At 65.7% G+C, this 19,964-nt stretch carries 17 protein-coding genes; 6 read left to right on the top strand and 11 right to left on the bottom strand.

Annotated elements, in window-relative coordinates; translation table 11 throughout:
* Positions 1 to 116: 116 nt before the first annotated feature.
* On the bottom strand, positions 117 to 719 hold the full coding sequence (locus tag C7T96_RS08825) for a histidine phosphatase family protein (RefSeq protein ID WP_106570828.1): 603 nt from the start codon (positions 717 to 719) through the stop codon (positions 117 to 119).
* Positions 720 to 789: 70 nt separating this feature from the next.
* Here C7T96_RS08825 and C7T96_RS08830 point away from each other — a divergent pair, with 70 nt between their 5' ends.
* Together C7T96_RS08830 and C7T96_RS08835 are read left to right on the top strand one after the other, a co-directional pair.
* Positions 790 to 3,267, top strand: a complete 2,478-nt coding sequence (locus C7T96_RS08830) for a mechanosensitive ion channel family protein (RefSeq protein WP_199190435.1) — start codon at positions 790 to 792, stop codon at positions 3,265 to 3,267.
* A 19-nt stretch (positions 3,268 to 3,286) separates the two neighbouring features.
* Entirely contained in the window at positions 3,287 to 4,126 is an 840-nt protein-coding gene (locus tag C7T96_RS08835) for an FkbM family methyltransferase (protein WP_106570829.1), read from the top strand.
* Positions 4,127 to 4,140: 14 nt separating this feature from the next.
* Here C7T96_RS08835 and C7T96_RS08840 read toward each other — a convergent pair whose 3' ends face one another.
* From C7T96_RS08840 to C7T96_RS08855, 4 genes are all read right to left on the bottom strand, one after another.
* Positions 4,141 to 5,700, bottom strand: coding sequence for a carbamoyltransferase C-terminal domain-containing protein (locus C7T96_RS08840; RefSeq protein ID WP_106570830.1), 1,560 nt, complete (start codon positions 5,698 to 5,700; stop codon positions 4,141 to 4,143).
* 121 nt (positions 5,701 to 5,821) lie between these two features.
* Positions 5,822 to 9,604: a methionine synthase gene (gene metH / locus C7T96_RS08845; RefSeq protein WP_106570831.1), complete on the bottom strand. Its 3,783-nt coding sequence runs from the start codon at positions 9,602 to 9,604 to the stop codon at positions 5,822 to 5,824.
* Positions 9,605 to 9,812: 208 nt separating this feature from the next.
* Positions 9,813 to 10,361, bottom strand: coding sequence for a copper chaperone PCu(A)C (locus C7T96_RS08850; RefSeq protein ID WP_106570832.1), 549 nt, complete (start codon positions 10,359 to 10,361; stop codon positions 9,813 to 9,815).
* A gap of 78 nt (positions 10,362 to 10,439) precedes the next feature.
* On the bottom strand, positions 10,440 to 10,820 hold the full coding sequence (locus C7T96_RS08855) for a hypothetical protein (RefSeq protein ID WP_127600352.1): 381 nt from the start codon (positions 10,818 to 10,820) through the stop codon (positions 10,440 to 10,442).
* Positions 10,821 to 11,098: 278 nt separating this feature from the next.
* Between C7T96_RS08855 and C7T96_RS08860 the strand changes: the two genes are divergently transcribed.
* From C7T96_RS08860 to C7T96_RS24335, 3 genes are all read left to right on the top strand, one after another.
* Positions 11,099 to 12,463 carry an MATE family efflux transporter gene (locus tag C7T96_RS08860; protein WP_106570834.1) on the top strand — a complete coding sequence of 455 codons (1,365 nt, stop codon included), beginning with the start codon at positions 11,099 to 11,101 and terminating at the stop codon, positions 12,461 to 12,463.
* A gap of 150 nt (positions 12,464 to 12,613) precedes the next feature.
* Positions 12,614 to 13,303, top strand: a complete 690-nt coding sequence (locus C7T96_RS08865) for a helix-turn-helix transcriptional regulator (RefSeq protein ID WP_106570835.1) — start codon at positions 12,614 to 12,616, stop codon at positions 13,301 to 13,303.
* Between the two features lie 3 nt (positions 13,304 to 13,306).
* A complete protein-coding gene (locus C7T96_RS24335; RefSeq protein WP_245414103.1) occupies positions 13,307 to 14,068 on the top strand; it encodes a helix-turn-helix transcriptional regulator in 762 nt (253 codons plus the stop codon).
* Between the two features lie 15 nt (positions 14,069 to 14,083).
* Here C7T96_RS24335 and C7T96_RS08875 read toward each other — a convergent pair whose 3' ends face one another.
* Genes C7T96_RS08875 through motA form a run of 6 tightly spaced genes read right to left on the bottom strand, consistent with a single transcriptional unit; the run spans position 14,084 to position 19,032 of the window.
* Positions 14,084 to 14,518 carry a hypothetical protein gene (locus tag C7T96_RS08875; RefSeq protein ID WP_106570836.1) on the bottom strand — a complete coding sequence of 145 codons (435 nt, stop codon included), beginning with the start codon at positions 14,516 to 14,518 and terminating at the stop codon, positions 14,084 to 14,086.
* Positions 14,515 to 15,606, bottom strand: coding sequence for a flagellar biosynthesis protein FlhB (flhB, locus tag C7T96_RS08880; RefSeq protein WP_106570837.1), 1,092 nt, complete (start codon positions 15,604 to 15,606; stop codon positions 14,515 to 14,517). The genes C7T96_RS08875 and flhB overlap by 4 nt, the downstream gene beginning before the upstream one ends.
* A gap of 58 nt (positions 15,607 to 15,664) precedes the next feature.
* Positions 15,665 to 16,708 carry a FliG C-terminal domain-containing protein gene (locus tag C7T96_RS08885; protein WP_106570838.1) on the bottom strand — a complete coding sequence of 348 codons (1,044 nt, stop codon included), beginning with the start codon at positions 16,706 to 16,708 and terminating at the stop codon, positions 15,665 to 15,667.
* Positions 16,709 to 16,715: 7 nt separating this feature from the next.
* Positions 16,716 to 17,165 carry a flagellar motor switch protein FliN gene (gene fliN, locus C7T96_RS08890; protein ID WP_106570839.1) on the bottom strand — a complete coding sequence of 150 codons (450 nt, stop codon included), beginning with the start codon at positions 17,163 to 17,165 and terminating at the stop codon, positions 16,716 to 16,718.
* Positions 17,166 to 17,216: 51 nt separating this feature from the next.
* The gene (locus tag C7T96_RS08895; RefSeq protein WP_106570840.1) at positions 17,217 to 18,152 is read right to left on the bottom strand and encodes a FliM/FliN family flagellar motor switch protein; all 936 of its coding nucleotides are present in this window, start codon (positions 18,150 to 18,152) and stop codon (positions 17,217 to 17,219) included.
* Between the two features lies 1 nt (position 18,153).
* A complete protein-coding gene (gene motA, locus C7T96_RS08900) occupies positions 18,154 to 19,032 on the bottom strand; it encodes a flagellar motor stator protein MotA (RefSeq protein ID WP_106570841.1) in 879 nt (292 codons plus the stop codon).
* Between the two features lie 147 nt (positions 19,033 to 19,179).
* Here motA and C7T96_RS08905 point away from each other — a divergent pair, with 147 nt between their 5' ends.
* On the top strand, positions 19,180 to 19,956 hold the full coding sequence (locus tag C7T96_RS08905; protein WP_106570842.1) for a DUF1217 domain-containing protein: 777 nt from the start codon (positions 19,180 to 19,182) through the stop codon (positions 19,954 to 19,956).
* The last annotated feature ends 8 nt before the right edge of the window (positions 19,957 to 19,964 follow it).

Below are 19,964 nucleotides of genomic sequence, written 5' to 3' on the forward strand. Positions count from 1 at the left end.
TCGCGCTGTCTTCGCCGTAGTCGCGGCAGGGTAGACGCGCCTTCGATTTTTGCAATACGTCCCGTCGCCGCAGTTCTGGCAGGGCTGCATGACGCGTGTATTTCACCAGGCGGCCGTCACGCCGGCCGCGCTTGCCGCCCGTCGAAAAAATGCACCGTGCCATGGCCGACCGGGTCGCGCAGCGCCTCGGCCGGGTCGCGGCCCGCCGCGCGCATCATCAGGATGCGCAGATTGCCGGCATGGGTGACCAAAAGCGACAAGGGCGCCCGATCCAGCTCGTCGATCAGCCCGCGCATCGCGCGGTCGATATCGGCATAGCTTTCGCCGCCGGGCGGGGCGTAGGACCAGCGCTCGGCCTTGCGCCGCCGGCGCTCCTGGGGAAAGCGCGCCTTGACCTCCAGCGTCGTCAGCCCCTCCCAGTTCCCGAATCCCGCCTCGCGCAACCGCACGTCCACGCACAGCGCCGCCTCCGGCAGGCCGAGCGCGTCGCGCACGATCTCGGCCGTCTCGCGGGCGCGTGCGAGCGGCGAGGTCACGATGCGTTCCGGCGCGGACAATCGCGGCTCGTTCGCCAGCATCGCCCGAAGACCCGCAGCACCCGCCAAGGCCTGCGCGCGGCCCGCAGGCGAAAGCGCGATATCGCTGTGCCCCTGGAAACGGCCTTGCGCATTCCACGCCGTCTCGCCGTGACGCATTGCGTAAAACGCGATTTTGACCATAATTTACTCTGATTGGGCGCCGTTTTGTGGCATTAAATCCGAAAAGATTGGCATTTTCGGCGCAGATTTCATGAAAAACCAATCCCTTTTCGGGCCGTTCGTTCAAAAATTGCGGCTTTTGCGCCCGATCCTGTTTGTCCTGAGCGTCCTCGTGTTGCAAGCCCTGCTTCATGCCGGCGCGGCGTTGGCACAGGCGCCCCAGGCGCAACCCCGGGACGGCGCTGCCCTGGAAGCGTTTCTGGAAGCGGCCCGCAAGGACGGCTCCACGGTGATCGTCGTCCAGCCCGGCGGCGACGACAAGCAGGCCGCCGCCCCGCCGATGACGATGGCGTTTTCGAACAAGAACCTGCTCGAGGCGCGCGCCAACATGCGCCGCATGATCGCCAACGCGATGGTTTTCCTCGACGACCTGCCGAAATCGCTGAAGGCGGCGAGCCCGGACGGCACCGCCTGGTGGCTGGTCATCGCGCTGGTCACGGCGGTCGGCGGCCTGATTGCCGGTCACTACATGTTCCGTCTGGTGACGCGCTGGGGACGCGATCATTTCCGCGCGCTCTACGATGAAAACGAGCAGAAACGCTCCGGAAAGCTCGCCTATCTGCTGGCGCGGGCGGGCTGGATGCTCTTGAGCGCCGGCATCATGTTCGCCACGGCGATCCTGGTCGCGGTGATCTTCGACACCGGCCACGAACCGACCCGGGCGACGATTTTCATCGTCGTGTCGACCTATATCGGCTACCGCGTGCTGCGCGGCGTCGTGTTCTGGAATTTCTTCGCCCCCACCTCGCCGGCGCACCGCCTGGTCGAACTCGACGACGCCCAGGCGCAGCGCGTGTTCAGGCACTGGGCGGTCGCGCTGGCGATCGGCGCCCTCATCATCGGGCTGTGCCGCTGGATCCAGATCCTGGCGTTGAAAGACGGTCCTTCCGGCGCCTCGATGGACATCGTCAACGCCGACGCCCACAGCCTCGCTTTCATCGTCGGCCTGCTGATCTGCGCGGCCATGCTGGCTCTTCTCGCCGTCGTCCACAAGCAGGATCTGCGCATCATCATCCTGGGCAAGGGCGACCCCGCGCAGAAACCGGCCTGGCTGAAAACCATCGCCTTTCTGGCGGTGCCGCTGCTGCTTCTATATCTGGCGCTGGCCTGGTTCGTCAGTTCGGTGCGCCTCACGCTCGGCCTGCCCGGCGGTTATATTCCCGTCCTCGCCCCGATCATCGTCTTCGTGGCCGCGATCTTCGCCTACGCCGTCGCCTCCTATCTGATCGAGATCGTCTACGAACGGCGCGCGGCCGCACATCTCAGGCGCGAGGAGATGAAGCTGCAGGCCGAAAAGCAGGCCTGGGAGCGCGCGCAGGCCGCCGACGAGATGATGTCGGAGATGAGCGAAGACATGCGCGACATGATCGAGGAGGGGGGCGAGATGACCGTCATGCGCACCACGCCGGAGCCCTCGACCGCGATAAGGCCCTATTTTCCCGCCTTCAAGCCGTTTTTCGAAAACGTCGTCCAGGCCACGATCCTGGTGGTCTCGGCCGGCGAGCTCGCCCGGCTGTGGGGCATCGATATCGGCCGCGAGGGCGGGCATCCGCTCGCCGCCGCCCTCGACATCCTGCTTGCCGTCATCGTCGCGGCCTCGGCCTACCGGACCGTCAACGGCTACATCGATCACCGCATCGTCGAGGAGGGCGGCACGCTCGACGACCAGCCGAGCAATCCCGGCGAAGGCGACAGCGAAGGCGGCAAGGGCCAGTCGCGGCTCGCGACCCTGTTGCCGATCTTCCGCAACGTGCTGATCTCGGCCATCATCGCCATCGGCGCGATGGTGGTGCTGGCCAATCTCGGCGTCGATATCGGCCCGCTCTTCGCCGGTGCGGGCGTGATCGGCATTGCGATCGGCTTCGGCGCCCAGACCCTAATCCGCGATATTTTCTCCGGCGCCTTCTTCCTGATCGACGACGCCTTCCGCAAAGGCGAATATATCGAGATCGACAATGTGAAGGGCGTGGTGGAAAAGATCTCGATGCGCTCCTTCCAGCTGCGCCATCATCTCGGTGCCGTCCACACGGTGCCGTTCGGCGAGATCCACCAACTCACCAACTATTCCCGCGACTGGGTGATGATGAAGCTGCCGCTGCGGCTGACCTACGACACCGATGTCGAAAAGGTCCGCAAGCTGATCAAGAAGCTCGGCCAGCAATTGCTCGAGGACGAGGTGGTCGGGCCGCTCTTCCTGCAACCGCTGAAATCGCAGGGCGTCTACAAGATGGAGGATTCGGCGATGATCGTGCGGGTCAAGTTCATGACCCGGCCGGGCGACCAGTTCGTCACCCGCAAGGTCGTCTATGCCGCGATCCGCGATCTGTTCGAGAAGGAAGGCGTGCGCTTCGCCCACCGCGAGGTCACCGTGCGGCTTGCCGATGGCGAAAAGGCAAGCGAACTGAGCCCGGCGCAGAAGGAGGCGATCGCGGGGTCGGTACGCTCGGCAATCGACGAGGAAGACACCGGCGACAAGAGCGCCGGCAAATCGACCACGCCGGCGCTCTGACCGGCAAGCGCACGACGCCATGACCACGCCCCGCCCGCCGCTCGACACGACGACCCCGTTTGGCCAGCGCCGGCCCGGCTTCGCGCCGGCGGCGGCGTGGCGTCTGGCCACAGCCGGCCTGCTTTCGCCCGCTTCCCGGCGCCTCGTGCGCAAGCGTCTCGCCGGCCGCTTTGCCGGCCCGTTCGATGTCGAGGTGGCGGGGCTGAAGCTGCGCGCCTATCCGACCGAAAACCGCGACGACCGCATCCTGCTCGGCCGCGCAACGATGCCGGAGCCGGCCGAACTGGCGCTGATCGCCCCTCGGCTCGCGCCGGGCATGGTGTTCGTCGACATCGGCGCCAATATCGGCACCTATGCGCTGTTCGTGGCAAGAACCGCCGGGCCGACCGGGCGGGTGGTCGCCTTCGAGCCGCATCCGCGCACCTTCGCCAAGCTCGCCTTCAATGTCGCGGCCAACGGCAACCACACCATCGCCGCCCGAAACCTCGCGATCGCCGAAACGGCCGGCACGATGACGCTGCACAGCGACGGCGGCGGCAATATCGGCCATGCCTCGCTGCTGGCCGAAGCCGCCGGCACGGTGCGCGCCGGACACGAGGTCGCGGTCCGGCCGCTCGCCGCCGAAATCGCCGACCAGGGGCTTACGCGGATCGATCTCCTGAAGATCGACGTCGAGGGTTTCGAGGATCGCGCCCTGTTGCCGTTTTTCGACCAGGCCGAACCGTCGCTATGGCCGGCCGCGATCCTGATCGAGACCGTCTTGTCCCAATTGTGGCGCACGGACTGCCGCGCCGCGTTGGCACGGCGCGGCTATGCCGTGGCCGGCGAGACGGCGGAAAACCTGCTGCTCGTCCGGTAGAGGTCCCGTTTGCCTCAGGCCTTGCGATAAAACACGTCGCCGACGACAAAGCCGTCCAGCCCGGTGTCGCGGGCATACCGCACCAGATCGCTCATCCGGTTGATGAAGCCCTTGCCGGAAAAATTGAGCGAGGTGTTGCACAACACCCCGTAGCCGGTCGCGTCCTTGAACGCCGACAGCAGCGCATGGATCTGAGGGTTCTGGGCCTGCGTCACCGTCTGGGCGCGCGCCGAGCCGTCGACATGCGTCACCGCCTTCAAAGCGTCGGTGGTCACCGTCTGGAAGAACAGCATGTGCGGGCTCGGCCCGTGATGGCCGAAATACCGGTCGAGCTCTTCTTCGAGAAGGATCGGCGCGATCGGCCGAAAACCCTCGCGCTGCTTGATGGCGTTGAGACGCGTGTGGATCTCGGCCGAAAACGGTGCCGCGATCAGCGAGCGGTTGCCGAGCGCGCGCGGTCCGATCTCGTAGCGTCCCTGCACCCAGGCAAAGACCGCCCCCGCCTTCAGCCGCGCGGCGAGTTCACCATCGTCGCGGGCGACGGCCTCGAAACCGGACAGGTCGGCCTCGTCATGCACGAAATCCTCGCCGGCATAGGCGTCCCAGGCGATCTTGGCGTTGCCGGTGTAGCGATACTGGGCGTCGGCGGCGGTGCCGATCGCGGACCCGGAATCGTTGGTGCAAGGCTGGACGAAGACGTCGGCGAACAGGCCGGAGCCGATCCAGGCGCTGTTCCAGTCGCAATTGAGCCCACAGCCGCCCGACACCAGCAGCGGCAGGCCCTCGGTCATCTCGCGGCGCGCAAATGCGGCGAAGCGCTCGAACACGGCATCCTGGAACCGGCGGGCGAGGTTGCGGAACGCCTGACTGTCGAGGCCGATATCGAAAAACGGCGTGTCGGTGAAATCGGCCTTGCGCAACGGCGCGGCGACCGCGTCCCAGGCGATCAGCCGTTCCATCAGCGCGCGCTCCTCGGGCGTTTCCGGCGTGTCGTGTCCGTACCCGGCGATCGCCATCAGCTTGCCGGCATCCTCGCGCCGCGATTTGCGCGCCTCGACCGGCAGTTTCGGATCGACGAGCCCGTAGAGAAAGCCGTATTTGTGGCCGGGGCCAGACATTGGCGTGCCGAGCCTTCTCACGCCGAGCTTTTCGTCGATCCGGTAGAAGCTGCCGATCACGCCTTCCCAGACCAGCGCGTAGCAGGGCTGGCCCTGCGGAAAGGGCGACATCGCATAGCTGCCGACAATATGGGAGCGTTCGTGCGAGGAAGAGAAATAGCGAACGTCGCGGCCCTGGAAACGATGCGGCCGGTCGATGATGCCGGCCTCGGTTTCGCCGAAATAGCCCGCCCCGATCGGATCGGCCATCGGCCGGAACGAGCGCAGCCAGCCGGATACGGCCAAGACGTCGGGTACGTTGTCGGCCAGCGACAGTCCGTGCAGCATCAGTTCCGGCGTGATCGGCCCGTAGCGTGGGCCGGAATCCTTTTCCGCCTCGATCGAGAAGGCGAGCCGAGCGTCCTCCAACAGCGCGACATGGCCGTCATGGCCAGGCTTGTAGGCAAAGATTTTCATGAAAGCTCCGAACTGCGGGAGAACGAGACGGCGGCGATCCGACCTCCAGTCCTTACCCGATCATCGTTCGGCATGAAACCGGTCCCGGCGCCCGAGGCGCCGGGATCGTCCGCGAGGCGGCTTATTCCGCCGCCTCGGCATATTTCTTCGGCGTATAGTTGAGCACCGGCCCGAGCCACCGCTCCACCGCCGCGACCTCCATGCCCTTGCGGGCGGCGTAATCCTCGACCTGATCGCGCTCGACCTTGGCGACGCCGAAATAATAGCTTTCGGGATGCGAGAAATAGAGCCCGGACACGGACGAGCCCGGCCACATCGCATAGCTTTCGGTGAGCTTCACCCCGATTGTCGCCTCGGCGTCGAGCAGGCCGAACAAAGTGGCCTTTTCGGTATGGTCGGGCTGGGCTGGATAGCCGGGCGCCGGACGGATGCCGTGATAGGGCTCGCCGATCAGCTCTTCCGGCGTAAACGCCTCGTCGGCGCCATAGCCCCAATAGTCCTTGCGCACGCGCTCGTGCAGACACTCGGCGAAGGCCTCGGCGAAGCGATCGGCCAGCGCCTTGACCATGATCGAGGCGTAATCGTCATTGGCCCGCTCGAAACGTTCGGCGATCGCGATTTCCTCGATCCCGGCCGTCACCACGAAGCCGCCGATATAGTCCGGTTTGCCGCTTTCGACCGGTGCGACGAAATCGGCAAGCGCCAGGTTCGGCTTGCCGTCGCGGCGGGTCAGTTGCTGGCGCAGCGTGTAGAACGTCGCCAGTTCCTTGTCGCGGCTGTCGTCGGCGAAAAGGCGAATGTCGTCGCCGACCGCGTTGGCGGGCCAGAAACCGATCGTCGCCTTGGGCACGAACCATTTTTCGTCGATGATCTTTTTCAGCATTTGCTGAGCGTCGTCGAAGAGCTGGCGCGCGGCCTCGCCCTGCTTTTCGTCCTGCAGGATCTTGGGATAGCGCCCCTTCATCTCCCAGGTCTGGAAGAACGGCGTCCAGTCGATATAACGCGACAGCTCCTCCAGGTCCCAGTTGTCGAAGACGCGCGTGCCGGTGAAGGACGGCGCCGGCGGCTCGTAGCCGGCCCAGTCGGGCTTGAACGTGTTGGCGCGCGCCGCCGCCAGCGGCAGCCGGCGCTTTTCGGCCTCGTTGCGCTCGTGCGCGGCCGCCACCTTCTTGTATTCGGCCTGGACGGTCTCGACATAGGAGGCGCGGGTTTCCGGCGACAGCAGGCTCGACACCACGCCGACGGCGCGGCTGGCATCGGTGACGTAGACGGCCTGTCCGCGCTCATATTGCGGATGGATCTTGACCGCCGTGTGCACGCGGCTGGTCGTGGCGCCGCCGATCAGCAGCGGAACGTCGAAACCTTCGCGCTCCATCTCCGCCGCGACATGCGCCATTTCGTCCAGCGACGGCGTGATCAGGCCGGAAAGCCCGATAATGTCGACCTTTTCCTCGCGCGCGGTCTGCAAAATCTTGGTTGCCGGCACCATCACGCCGAGATCGATGATCTCGTAATTGTTGCAGGCCAGCACCACGCCGACGATGTTCTTGCCGATATCGTGCACGTCGCCCTTGACGGTAGCCAAAAGCACCTTGCCGGCATTCTTGGTGTCGTCGCCGCTCTCGCGCTTCTCGGCCTCCATATAGGGCAGCAGATGGGCCACCGCCTGCTTCATGACGCGGGCCGACTTGACCACCTGCGGCAGGAACATCTTGCCGGCGCCGAACAGGTCGCCGACCACGTTCATGCCGGCCATCAGCGGCCCCTCGATGACGTGCAGCGGCCTTTCCGCCTTGGTCCTCGCCTCTTCGGTGTCGTCCACCACATATTCGGTGATGCCGTTGACGAGCGCGTGTTCGAGCCGCTTTTCAACCGGCCATTCGCGCCACGACAGGTCCTTTTCCCGGGCCGCCTTGCCGCCGGTTCCGCGGAAGCGCTCGGCAAGGTCGAGCAGGCGCTCCGTCGCGCTCCCCTCGCCTTTCGGCGTCCGGTTCAGCACCACGTCCTCGCAGGCCTCGCGCAGTTCGGCGTCGATCGTGTCGTAGACGGCGAGCTGGCCGGCATTGACGATGCCCATATCCATGCCCGCCTGGATGGCGTGATAGAGGAAGACCGCGTGCATCGCCTCGCGCACCGGCTCGTTGCCGCGGAAGGAGAACGACAGGTTCGACACCCCGCCCGACACGTGGGCGTGCGGCAGGGTGCTGGTGATCTCGCGCGTCGCCTCGATGAAGTCGACGCCGTAATTGTCGTGCTCCTCGATGCCGGTGGCGACCGCGAAAATATTCGGATCGAAAATGATGTCCTGCGGCGGGAAGCCGACCTTCTCGGTCAAAATCTTGTAGGCGCGGGTGCAGATCTCGACCTTGCGCTCTTTGGTATCGGCCTGGCCGGTCTCGTCGAAGGCCATCACCACGACCGCCGCGCCATAGGCCCGGCACAGCCGCGCCTGCTTCAGGAAGGCCTCCTCGCCTTCCTTGAGCGAGATCGAGTTGACCACCGCCTTGCCCTGCACGCATTGCAGGCCGGCCTCGATCACCTCCCATTTGGAGGAATCGATCATCACCGGCACCCGCGCGATGTCGGGCTCGGAAGCGACCAGATTGAGATAGTCGACGATGACGGCCTTCGAATCGATCAGGCCCTCGTCCATGTTGATGTCGATCACCTGGGCGCCGTTTTCGACCTGGTCGCGGGCGACCTCGAGGGCGGCGGCGTAATCGCCGGCGGTGATCAGCTTGCGGAAGCGCGCCGAGCCGGTGACGTTGGTGCGCTCGCCGACATTGACGAACGGAATGTCGTCGGTCAGCACGAACGGCTCCAGCCCGGAAAGGCGCATGCGCGGCTCGATGTCGGGCAGCGCGCGCGGCGCGTATTTGGAAACCGCCTCGGCGATGGCGCGAATATGCTCCGGCGTCGACCCGCAGCAGCCGCCGACGACATTGACAAGCCCCTCGCGCGCGAAGGCCTCGACCTGCTCGGCCATGAATTCCGGGCTTTCGTCATATTCGCCGAACGCGTTCGGCAGGCCGGCATTGGGATAGGCGCAGGTAAAGGTGTCGGCGACGCTCGAAATCTCGGCCAGATGCGGACGCATCTGCTCGGCGCCGAGCGCGCAGTTGAGCCCGACCGTGAACGGCTTGGCATGGCAGATCGAGTGCCAGAACGCCGTCGGCGTCTGGCCGGACAGGGTGCGCCCCGAAAGGTCGGTGATCGTGCCCGAAATCATGATCGGCAGCTCGATCTCCTTTTCGGCGAACACTTCCAGCGCGGCGAAGATCGCCGCCTTGGCGTTCAGCGTATCGAAGATCGTCTCGATCAGCACGATGTCGGCGCCGCCGTCGATCAGGCCGCGCAGCTGGTCGGCATAGGCGATCCTGAGGTCGTCGAAGGTGACCGCGCGGAAGCCGGGATTGTTGACGTCGGGCGAGATCGAGGCCGTGCGGTTGGTCGGTCCGAGCGCGCCGGCGACGAAGCGGCGGCGGCCGTCCTTCTGCTGAGCGCGGATCGCGGCGCGGCGCGCCAGCCGGGCGCCGTCGCGGTTCAGCTCGTAGACCATCGCCTCCATGCCGTAATCGGCCTGGGCGATCGAGGTCGAGGAAAACGTGTTGGTCTCCAGGATGTCGGCGCCGGCAAGCGCGTATTCGAGGTGGATGTCCTCGATCGCCTTGGGCTGCGACAGGATCAGGAGATCGTTGTTGCCCTGCTGGTGGCAGGCGCAGCCGGCGAACTTGTCGCCGCGATAATCGTCCTCGCCGAAGCCGAGGGCCTGAATGCGCGTGCCCATCGCGCCGTCGAGAACGAGAATGCGTTCGCGCGCCGCCTGTTCGAGCGCGGCGCGAATTTCCTTGCCGTCCGGCTTTTCCGCAACCGGGCCGAACAGCTCATCAAGGCTGGAAGCCATAAAATATACTCGCGTGATCGTGTTCTGGAATTCCTTCCATGGTCACATAAGGATATCTTTATGTCAATATGACGTCGCAATCGGGTGCGGCATGTGTCGCATTCGCGAATATGGCGCCGGATTCCGACCGCGCATGAGCCGGGCAAGGTCCGGCGCAGTCGGGTTCTGCCCGAAGCGCCGGACGCCGATCACGGCCAAGCCGGCGGGGTCAGTCGCCGTGCTTCTTGTGGCCGCCGCCCATGCCGGTGACCTCGAAGGTCAGGTCGACCGGCCCCGCCTTTTCGAAAATCAGCCGCACGGCGAAGGTCCCGCCTTCCTCCGGCTGGGCAGTGAGCCCCATGAACATGAGGTGGAAGGAGCCCGGCTTCAATTCGACGGTTTCGCCGGCCGGGACAACCAGCCCGTCCGCCAGCGGGCGCATGGTCATCACGCCCTTGTCGTCGATCGCCATCTCGTGGATCTCGCCGCGCGCGGCGATGTCGGTCTCCGCCGCGACCAGCCGGTCGTCGGCGCTGCCCTGGTTGCGGATGACGACGAAGCCGCCCGCCACCTTGGCGCCGGCGGGCGCGGCGCGCGACCAGCCATGCTCGACGACGATGTCGCCGACCCTGGCTTCGGACGCCATCAGTGACAATGCGCTCGCCAGAAGCAGCGCGAAGGCGAGAACGGCAAGGCCGAGCCTTTCCTCGACGCTGGCGAGGAAGGACGGTTGCGGACGGAAGAAACGCGCGAAAGCCGCGCCGAAAACAGTCGACATGATAATCTCCAAGAACAGTCGGGAGCCGGGGCATGCCCGGCGACAAATCCAAAACGGAACCGTCGAGAACGGTCCGGATCAGCCCGAAAGCGGAGGCGCGCGCGGCCGGCCCGGTTCGCCGCGCCCGCGTGTCGTCGGGAGGGCGCGATGGGATACGCGAACGGAGGCGTCGTCGAAAAGGGCGGGAAATGGCGCGGTTTCGTGCGCGGCGGTCGCCATGACCGGCGCGAACATCGAACAGGCCGCCGCACAGCAAGCCGGCACTTGGTGGCCGCCGCCGCCGTTTTCGCCCGGATCGCCGACGCTGTTGCCGATGCACAGCGGATTGCCGAACGCGTCGAGCGCCGGCGGAGCGGCATTGGCGCCGCCGACAAAGCCGGCGAGCACGGACTGCAGGACGAGGAAGGCGGTCGCGACGATGGCGATCCACGATCGTGTCCGGTGAAGCCGTCCTTGCACGCTGTCCGCCTTTTTTGTTTCGAGCCCCGTCATAACAGCGCGGCGGTTTCGCGGAAATCGCAAAAACCCGCCTGCGGCAATTCGGACCGCGCCGTAAAACGGCGCCGCTGTACCAATCGATTAAGGCGTGCAGCCGCTTGCCTTGCCGCGCCGCTTGTCCCAAGAGCCGGATCGATGCATGGCACGGACGCCCGCGAAAGCTCCGCGCGACCGCGTATCAAGAGGCCACAATGAGCAGAACGGCAGCCTACCCGGCCGCGCCCCCGGCGCCGGCGCGGATGACGGTTTGGCGGCGGGAAATCCGCGCCACCCTGGCGCTCGCCTGGCCGATGGTCATGACCAATCTCGGCCAGAACGCCATGACGGCCACCGACATCATCATGATGGGGCGGCTCGGCCCGGTCACGCTGGGCGCCGGCACGCTCGGCTGGTCGCTCTACTTCGCGCCGATGATCTTCGGCCTCGGCCTGATCCTGGCGACCGCGCCGATGATCGCCAGCGAACTCGGGCGCCGCCGCCATTCGGTGCGCGATGTGCGCCGCACGGTGCGCCAGGGCCTGTGGATCGCGACGCTGGCCGCGCTGCCGATCTGGCTGTTTTTGTGGTTCGCCGAACCGCTGCTGCTGCTGATGGGCCAGCAGACGGAACTGGCCCGCGAAGCCGGCCGCTACATGATCTGGCTGCAATGGGCGATCCTGCCCTTCTTCTGGTATATCGTGCTGCGCTGTTTCATGGCCGCGTTGGAGCGGCCGGGCTGGGCGCTGGCGGTCACCTTTTGCGCCGTCGCCTTCAACGTTCTGGCCAATTGGTGCCTGATGTTCGGCAATCTCGGCTTTCCGGCGATGGGCATCGCCGGTTCCGGGCTGGCGACGACCCTGTCGAGCCTGTTGATGTTCGCCGGTGTCACCCTGGTCGTGACCGTGGACAAGCAGTTTCGCCGCTATCGGCTGTTCGGGCGCTTCTGGCGCCCCGACTGGCCGCGCTTCGTCGCCCTCGCCCGCCTCGGCCTGCCGATCGGCGCGATCGTGCTCTTCGAGGTCTCGATCTTCAATGTCGCGGCCATGCTGATGGGACTGATCGGCACGACCGCGCTCGCCGCCCACGCGATCGCCATGCAGGTCGCCTCGCTGTCCTTCATGGTGCCGATGGGCATCTCTCAGGCGGTCACCGTGCGCGTCGGCCGCGCCTACGGCGCCGGCGATCCCGAGGGCATCGCGCGCGCCGGCTGGACGTCCTTCGCGCTCGGCGTCGGCTTCATGGCGCTGATGGCGCTGGTCATGATCGCGGTGCCCGAGCTTCTGATCGGGGTCTTCATCGACGCCTCCACGCCCGAAAACAGAGCGGTTGCGCAACTGGCGGTCGGTTTTCTGGCCTTCGCCGCCCTGTTCCAGATATTCGACGGCGCCCAGGCGGTGGCCGGCGGCATGCTGCGCGGCCTTCACGACACCCGCGTGCCCATGCTTTACGCCGCGCTCGGCTATTGGGGCGTCGGCCTGCCGGTCGGCGCGCTCTTGGCCTTCCGGGCCGACCTGGGCGGCGCCGGCATCTGGCTCGGCCTCTCCTCCGGCCTGGCCGTGGTGGGCGTGCTGCTGCTGGCGCGCTGGCTGGCGCGCGGACGGCTCGGCCTGATGAAGCCGCGATAGCCGCGCCGGCCGGTTTCGGCATCCGCAGCAAGATTTGGCGGTTGACCCGATTCGCGCTGCGTGGAAATCGTTGGACATGTCGAGTGATTCGCCAAGTTCCGCGACCCGCCCCTGTGGCGGCGACGCGCCGCCCTTCCCGGGCCGGCGGTCATGAACGGCGCGCGGCAAACGCTCTCGCGCGAGACCCTGGCCGCGATACCGGCCGTCACCACCCGCAGCGACCTTTCCGACTGTCTCGGCCGCATCTGCGCCGAAGCGGGCGCGGAACGGTTTCTTCTGTTGGGCACCCTGATCGATCATGGCGGCGAGCGGCCCTACATCATCGCCTCGAACTGGGTCTACGACACCGTCCACATTCTCGGCCTGGAGCGGCTCGCCCGGCTTTCGGCCGGGCCGCGCACCTGCGCGATCGGCGAGCCGGCGAAACCGATCGCCACCGACGGCGACGACGCGCTGCACCTGCTCGCCCGCCACGGGCACGCGGAAATCTACTGTGTCGGGCTCAACGCCACCGCACAGCGCTGCAAGGCGCTGTTTTCGTCCGGCCGGGTCGGCGCCATCGACGACCAGATGCTGCCGCAGGCGCAACTCGCCTGTTGCTATTTGCTGTCGCGGGTACCGGCCGACCTTCTGGGCACCCCGCCGCCCAATTCGCTCTCGGTGCGCGAGCGCGAATGTCTGCGCTGGGTTTCGGAGGGCAAGACCACCGGCGAGGTCGCGATGATCCTCGGGGTCACCGCCAACACCGTCAACAGCTATCTCGCCCATGCGATACGCAAATACGGCGCCAGCAACCGCGCCATGGCGATCGCCACCGCGATCCGCAGCGGGACCATCTGAGTGATGAAGCACCGCACGGCCCAGGACGGTCCGGCCAGCCCCGCCAAGGCGAAAGCCGCCGCCGACGGTCTCGACGTCACCCAGGAGAACGTGGCGGTCGTGCTCGACACGGTGCGTCAGGCTCGGCGCCTGGCCGCCAGCGCGGCGGCATCCTTCTACGGCCTTTATGTCGAGACCCGCGACCGCCGCATACCCGGACTGGCCACCGTCTTCGACCGGGAATTCCCGCGCACGTCCGACCTGTCGCGGGCGATCTGCGGCCCCGCCGGCATGGCCTGGATGGCCACGCGCGCCGAATCGCTCGCGCCGGCCTGGTGGTACTGCGAAACCGGCGCCCAGCAATGCCCGGCCTTTCCACTGGTTTCGCTCGGCCACAAGGTTCCCGCCCTGACGCCCAACCTGCCGGGTCTCGCCCTGCCGGTTTTTGCCGAGGGCGGCATCGGCGGCTTCTTCGTGCTGGCCGGACGCGACATGGCCGTCGACGACGGCCTGGTGTGCGACCTGCACATCCGCGCCTTTTCGCTGTTCCGGTCGCTCGCCCGGCTGCGCCTGTCGCAGCTCGACGGCACGCCGCCAATGTCGAAACGCGAGCTCGAATGCCTGACCATGACCGCCGAAGGCAAGACCAGCGAGGATATCGCGGCGGCACTCGGCCTGTCGGTCCACACCGCCAACCAGTATCTCGCCACCACCACCCACAAGCTCAACGCGATGAGCCGCACCCACGCGGTGGCCAAGGCGCTGCGGCTCGGGCTGATCGAATAGGTTCCAGGCCGGCCCTCAGATGTCCAGCGGCACCGTTCGGCGGATCTTGGACGCATCGAGCGCGTTTGCCAGAAACCGCGTGTTTTCCATCGGATCGGGCGAGGGATCGTCGAGCGCGACATAGCCGATCTCGACCCCGGCCTTGAGCGCGGTCATGTTGAGCGTGAAATAGACCGTCGCCCCCTTCGGCCGCAATTGCAGGTCGAGATTGACGGTCGGCTCCCCCGACCAGCCGATGTCGACATCGCCGCCATGGCCGAAACGCAGCGTGTCGGGCATGAAATAGAGTTCGGCCGCCGATTCCACGATATCGGCCAGATTGGCGAAATATTCCAGCCGGATATAGGCCACGTAATCGGCGACATCGACCAGCCGCAGTTCCGATACGACCTCACGGATCGCATCGGCTACGATGATTTCGCGTGCAGAAGTGTGCGGCTGGCGATTCATGAATGCGACTTGCCTGTCTTCGCGCCGTTGCGGCTGCTGTGAATGATGCGGACCAGTTCCGCGACCGCCTCGTAGAAATGAGGCGGGATCATGCTATCGACCGAAACTTGTTTGAAGATGGAACGGGCGAGCGCCACGTCCTCGAAAACCGGCACATTGTGCTCCTCCGCGATCTCGCGGATCTTGAGCGCGATCAGATCCTGTCCCTTGGCCACCACGACGGGTGCTGCGCTTTCCTCGCGCACGTAACGCAGCGCCACCGCATAGTGGGTCGGATTGGCGACCACCAGCGTCGCGCGCGGGACCGCCGCCATCATGCGCTGGCGCGCGCGATCGCGGGCAAGCGAGCGCATCCGCGACTTCAGGATCGGATCGCCCTCGGCCTGCTTGACCTCGTCCTTGACCTCCTGCTTGGTCATGCGCAGTTCCTCAAGCCAGTGATAGCGCGACCACAACAGGTCCGCCGCGGCGATGAGGACCATGACGATGGTGATGGTCACCACCAGCTCCACGGCCAGGTCCCGGATGACGAGGCCGAAACCCAGCGGGTGTGTGACCATGCCCTGCAGCAGCCGCACATCGACGTCGTGCATGACGAAATACAAGAACACCATCGCAAACAGCACTTTGCCGAGAGACTTCAGGAACTCCACGAACCCCTTGACCCCGAACACCCGCTTCCAGCCGCCGATCAGCGAGATGCGGGAGAATTTCGGCATCACGCGCTTGCCGACGAAACGCGGCATGTTCTGGAAAACCGACGCCGCGAGCCCGGCCGCCACCAGCAGGAACATCACCACCATGACGGCCCGTCCGATCTCCATGAAGACGGTCTGGTAGAGCGAGATCGCGTCGAGCTCGGTCTCCAGCCGCCATTCCTCGGGCCGTTCCAGAAATGTCGACAGGAAACCGGCCAGGCGGATGCTGGTATCGTAGGCGAAGAACAGCAAAAAAATGGCGATCGCGGCAAAGGAGGCCAGGATCGGCGTCTCGCGCGAAAACGGCTGGTTGCCCTTCTCGATACTGTCACGGATCTTCTTTTCCGTGGCCGGTTCGGTTTTGCTGTCCTTGTCCTGATCTTCGGACATGAAGGAGCCGTCCTTTCATCGCCATGGCCGCCGCATGGCGAGTGCCGACGCGTCTCGGCTAAGCGGCGGCCTGGGTGGACGGCAGCTCGATCTTGCCGTCCTTGGACAACCGGATGGCGGTGGCGGCGATGGCGCGGCGGGCCTTGGCGATTTCGGCCGCCGGAAGGCCGTCGAGCTCCATCGCCAACTCGGCCTCGATCATGCGGCGCGAGCGCACGCCGAGCGCCGACAACACCACTTCCGTCAGTTCCTTGCTTGCGTTGCGCAGCGCCAGGGTGACGATTTCCGTCGACAGCCCATCGAAGAGCATCAGCCGCGCCTTCTGGCTGAGCAGCGGCAGATCCTCGAACGAGAACAGTTGCGCGCGGATGGCATGCACGTCCTGCGATCCGGCCGTTTCCATATCCGACAGGATCTCGTCGAGCTGTGCTTTTTCCAGCTCGTTGAGAACGGTGGCGACGCGCGCCTGGCCTTCGCTCGACGATTTTTTCGCACTGTCGCCGAGAAGCGTCGCCCGCACCTGGTTTTCCACGATCCGCAACGCGCCGGGCTTGACGTTGCCCATCGTCACCATGCGTTTGGCGACTTCGCCGCGCAGCTGCTTGGGCATGGCCAGCAAGACGTTGGCCGTGGCGGTGGAGGACAGTTTGGTCAAAACCAGCGCCGCGGTCTGGGGATGCTCGCCGGCCAGAAAGGCGCCGACGCGTTCGGGCTCGAGTTTTTCGACCTGCGGCCAGACCGCCACCGGCACCTCGCCGCCCGTCTCCGCGCCGTGGTTCATGATCGCGCTGACCTCCTCGGGCGACAAAGACTCGCTCAGGATCTTGTCCATGGTCGCGGCCGAATCCATCAGCCCCGCCCCCTCGGCGAACTCGTCCTCGAACTCGGCGATGATCTTTTCCAGCTCGCCCTGCGGGATCGTCTTGAGCATCCGCGCCGCCTCGATCAGCGACTTGAGTTCCTCATGGCTGAAGAACTTCAAGAGCCGACCCGCCGCCGGCTTGCCCATCGCCACCAGGATCGCCGCCGCCTTTTGCGCCCGCGTCAGGCTTTCGGCCGTTATCCCCTGCGACGTGGTCGATGTGTGCGCGTCGAAATCCATGAAACGGTCAGGATGCCTTCGAGTTGCTGATGATTTCCGTCAGCCGGATTCCGAAACGCGACGAATCGCTTTCCAGAACGGTGATCTCCCCGCGCGCGATCTTGCGGCCGTTGACGACCACGTCGACCGGCTCGCCGATCCGGCGATCGAGAGCCACGGTTGCGCCCTTGCGCAGCGACATCAGTTCCGAGACCTGCATTTCCGTGCTGCCCAGAACGATCTGCACGTCGACGGGGATCCCCATGATGACGCCCGAACCGGCCGCGTCCGTGTCGTCGCTCGCCGCGCCCAGCGTGAAGTCCGGAGCCGCCCCTTCCCCAACGGCAAAATCGGGCGTGGGCTCGGGTTTGCCGGCCGCCTCCTCGCCTTCGTGCAGGACACCGCGCAATTCGTCGATCGCCCGGTTCAGGTCCTCTTCCTCGTCCCCGGTCCCGGCCGGAGCGTTGACTTGGTTCATCGTCCAGCTCCTGGTCCCGCGACCATGACGGGACGGGTCAGGTCAGGCAGGTTAAAGCCCATCGATCAGTTCCTCTTCGGTATTCCAGGGGCTTTTGATTCGTACGGTGTAGTGTTGTCCAAGCCGGCCGAACTCGCAAACGAACAGCGTCTTGTTCTTGCTGGCAAGCGTGGCCTGCGCGGTCGCGTCCGCGGCCAGCGCGATCGTCTGGCCCTGCTTCAGCTGCGCGATCGCCCCCAGGCTCATGCGCGCGAGCGGCATCGTCGCCTGCAGCGTGACCTTCGAGCGCATCACCTCCTCGCTGAAACGCGCCGACCAGTCGTCGCCCCGTCCGCCCGGCTGCGCCGTCTCGTCCGCGCCTGCCTCCTCGCGCGGACGCAGCAGGATGCGCTGCGGCATCGTCACCACGACACGACCGGGTTGGGGGTCGGTCTCGACGAGAAACTCGATTTTGACCGCCGGCCCGTCCCGCAGCGCGATCTTGTGCAGCCCCTCGCCCGACTGCACAGGCGGCAACGGAAACCGGACCTGCAGAGCGCGCTGGCCGAACCCGTTGAAGGCGGTGGCGACCTGTTGGACGATCAGCCCGGCGACGTCGCGCTCCAGCGACGACAGATCGCGGTCGATCGCCTGCGGCGCGGCGTCGGGTTCGGCGCCGAACAGCGCGTTGATGAACACCGCGATCGCCAAGGGGTCGACGCGGATGACCAAAGCGTCGGGCGAATTCGCCGACGCCGCCACCACGACCGCGTCGTGCGGTCCCGCATCGCCGATCGCCTGCTTCATGCGCGCCATGTCGACCTCGCCCAGATCGATCGAGACCGGGTGGCTCATGCCTTCGCCCATCGCCGCGCGCAGCGGCTTCAGCGTCCGCTCGCCCAGCGTGCGCGCGCTTTCGAGGATCAGATCCGGCTCGCCGGTATCGCCGAGCAGACGTTCGAGAATGTCGTTTCCGCCGCGCTCGGAGACGGGGGCGCCATCCGCCATGTCAGGCCGCCTTTTTCGCTTCGCCGCCGCCCGGGTTCAGCGTGTGCTGCTCGACCGCGTCGATCGAGGGCCGGTCGTAGGAGGAGATCGTCTTGCGGCCGAATTCGAGCGCGACCTGCGGCAGGGCGCCGTTCATGTAGGCCAGCAGGGTCTGCTTGACGATGATGTAGAGCCGGTTGCGCTTTTCGCGCACGACCTTGATCTTGGCCGCGATCGGCCCGACCACGCCGTAGGACAAAAAGATGCCCAAAAACGTGCCCACCAGCGCGGCGCCGATCAGCGCGCCCAAGACTTCGGGCGACTGGTCGAGCGCGCCCATCGCCTTGATGACGCCGAGCACGGCGGCGACGATGCCGATTGCCGGCAGGCCGTCGCCGATGGCGACCAGCGCATGGTAGGATTTCAGCTTGTCGTGGCGGATGGTGTGGATTTCCTCGTCCATCAGCGCCTCGATCTCGTGAGAGCGGGCATTGCCGATGATGATCAACCGGCAATAGTCGCAGATGAAATGGGTGAGGTCCTTGTTTTTCAGCACCAGCGGATAGGATTGGAAAATCGGCGATTCGTCGGGATTGTCGATATGGCCTTCGACCTCGCTGCGCGATTTGGTCTTCAGCTCCCGCATCAGGCTGTGCAGCACGCCGAGCGTTTCCAGATAGTCGTTCTCGTTGGGAACGGCGTGCTTGAACGCCTCCACGATCGCCCGGCCGGCGTCCTTGACCGTCGACATCGGATTGCCGATCAGGAAAATGCCGAGCGCGGCGCCGGCGATGATGACGAACTCCCAGGGCTGGATAAGCACATCGATGTGCCCGCCCATGGCCATGAAGCCACCCAGAACGCAGCCGAACGTGACGACCAGACCGATGAGAATGCCCAAAGCGGCGCCTCCGCAATTCGCTTGAAGGTTTCCCCTAGCGCGGCTTGCTTGTGTGAGGCTTGACCGCGCGCCGCGCGGCCCCGGAAAGGTTCACGCAAGCAATTGCGCCTAGTGTGAGGGCGGTCGAACCCGTATCGGAGCACCCGCTTGGTCAGCACCTTTGTCAGCTACAACGCGATCGCGCGCGATCTCGATCGATCGCTCGAGCGGGTTCAGACCCAGCCGATGGTTCAGCGCGAGAGCGACTATTATCTGGAAAACATCGAGAAGGTGAACTCGGTCGAGGAGTTCATCGGCAATGACCGCCTGTACCGTTATGCCATGAAGGCCTTCGGCCTGGAGGACATGGCCTATGCCAAGGCGTTCATGGTCAAGGTGCTGGAAGGGGGCATCGACGACAACGACAGTTTCGCCAATTCGCTCAACGACCAGCGCTATCGCGAGTTCGCCGAGACCTTCAACTTCGCCCGCTTCGGCGAAGACGCCACGCTCTTCGAGCGCACCCGCCAGGGCACCGTCGACCGCTATCTGCGCCAGACGCTGGAGGAAAACGCCGGCGACCAGAACGAAGGCGTCAGGCTGGCGCTTTATTTCGAGCGCAAGGCGCCCGATATCGAGAGTTTCTATTCCATCCTCGCCGACAGCGCGCTCGCCAAGGTGGTGCGCACCTCGCTGAGCCTGCCCGATTCCTTCGCCCTTCTCGACGTCGACAAGCAGGTCGAGATTTTCGAGCGCTCGCTCGACATCGAGGATTTCAAGGACCCCGAGGCCCTGTCGAAATTCCTGACGCGGTTCACGAGCATGTGGGAAATCTCCAATCCGACCTCGGCCAACGTGCCCAACACGGCCATCCTGTTCGGCCAGCCGGCCGAGCTGGGGATCTCCACCGACCTGCTTTTGACCATGCAGAAGCTGAAATTCTGAGGACGCGC

This window comes from Nitratireductor sp. StC3 (genome assembly GCF_003015025.1).
GTDB lineage: Bacteria > Pseudomonadota > Alphaproteobacteria > Rhizobiales > Rhizobiaceae > Mangrovimarina > Mangrovimarina alexandrii.

Bases quoted from the DNA above. Each gene is read 5' to 3' on its own strand.
- C7T96_RS24335 (WP_245414103.1), top strand. From the start codon at position 13,307: ATGAAGCACCGCACGGCCCAGGACGGTCCGGCCAGCCCCGCCAAGGCG.
- fliN (WP_106570839.1), bottom strand. From the start codon at position 17,165: ATGAACCAAGTCAACGCTCCGGCCGGGACCGGGGACGAGGAAGAGGAC.
- C7T96_RS08895 (WP_106570840.1), bottom strand. From the start codon at position 18,152: ATGGCGGATGGCGCCCCCGTCTCCGAGCGCGGCGGAAACGACATTCTC.
- C7T96_RS08865 (WP_106570835.1), top strand. From the start codon at position 12,614: ATGAACGGCGCGCGGCAAACGCTCTCGCGCGAGACCCTGGCCGCGATA.
- flhB (WP_106570837.1), bottom strand. From the start codon at position 15,606: ATGTCCGAAGATCAGGACAAGGACAGCAAAACCGAACCGGCCACGGAA.
- C7T96_RS08830 (WP_199190435.1), top strand. From the start codon at position 790: ATGAAAAACCAATCCCTTTTCGGGCCGTTCGTTCAAAAATTGCGGCTT.
- C7T96_RS08825 (WP_106570828.1), bottom strand. From the start codon at position 719: ATGGTCAAAATCGCGTTTTACGCAATGCGTCACGGCGAGACGGCGTGG.
- C7T96_RS08850 (WP_106570832.1), bottom strand. From the start codon at position 10,361: ATGTCGACTGTTTTCGGCGCGGCTTTCGCGCGTTTCTTCCGTCCGCAA.
- C7T96_RS08875 (WP_106570836.1), bottom strand. From the start codon at position 14,518: ATGAATCGCCAGCCGCACACTTCTGCACGCGAAATCATCGTAGCCGAT.
- C7T96_RS08835 (WP_106570829.1), top strand. From the start codon at position 3,287: ATGACCACGCCCCGCCCGCCGCTCGACACGACGACCCCGTTTGGCCAG.
- metH (WP_106570831.1), bottom strand. From the start codon at position 9,604: ATGGCTTCCAGCCTTGATGAGCTGTTCGGCCCGGTTGCGGAAAAGCCG.
- C7T96_RS08885 (WP_106570838.1), bottom strand. From the start codon at position 16,708: ATGGATTTCGACGCGCACACATCGACCACGTCGCAGGGGATAACGGCC.
- C7T96_RS08840 (WP_106570830.1), bottom strand. From the start codon at position 5,700: ATGAAAATCTTTGCCTACAAGCCTGGCCATGACGGCCATGTCGCGCTG.
- C7T96_RS08860 (WP_106570834.1), top strand. From the start codon at position 11,099: ATGACGGTTTGGCGGCGGGAAATCCGCGCCACCCTGGCGCTCGCCTGG.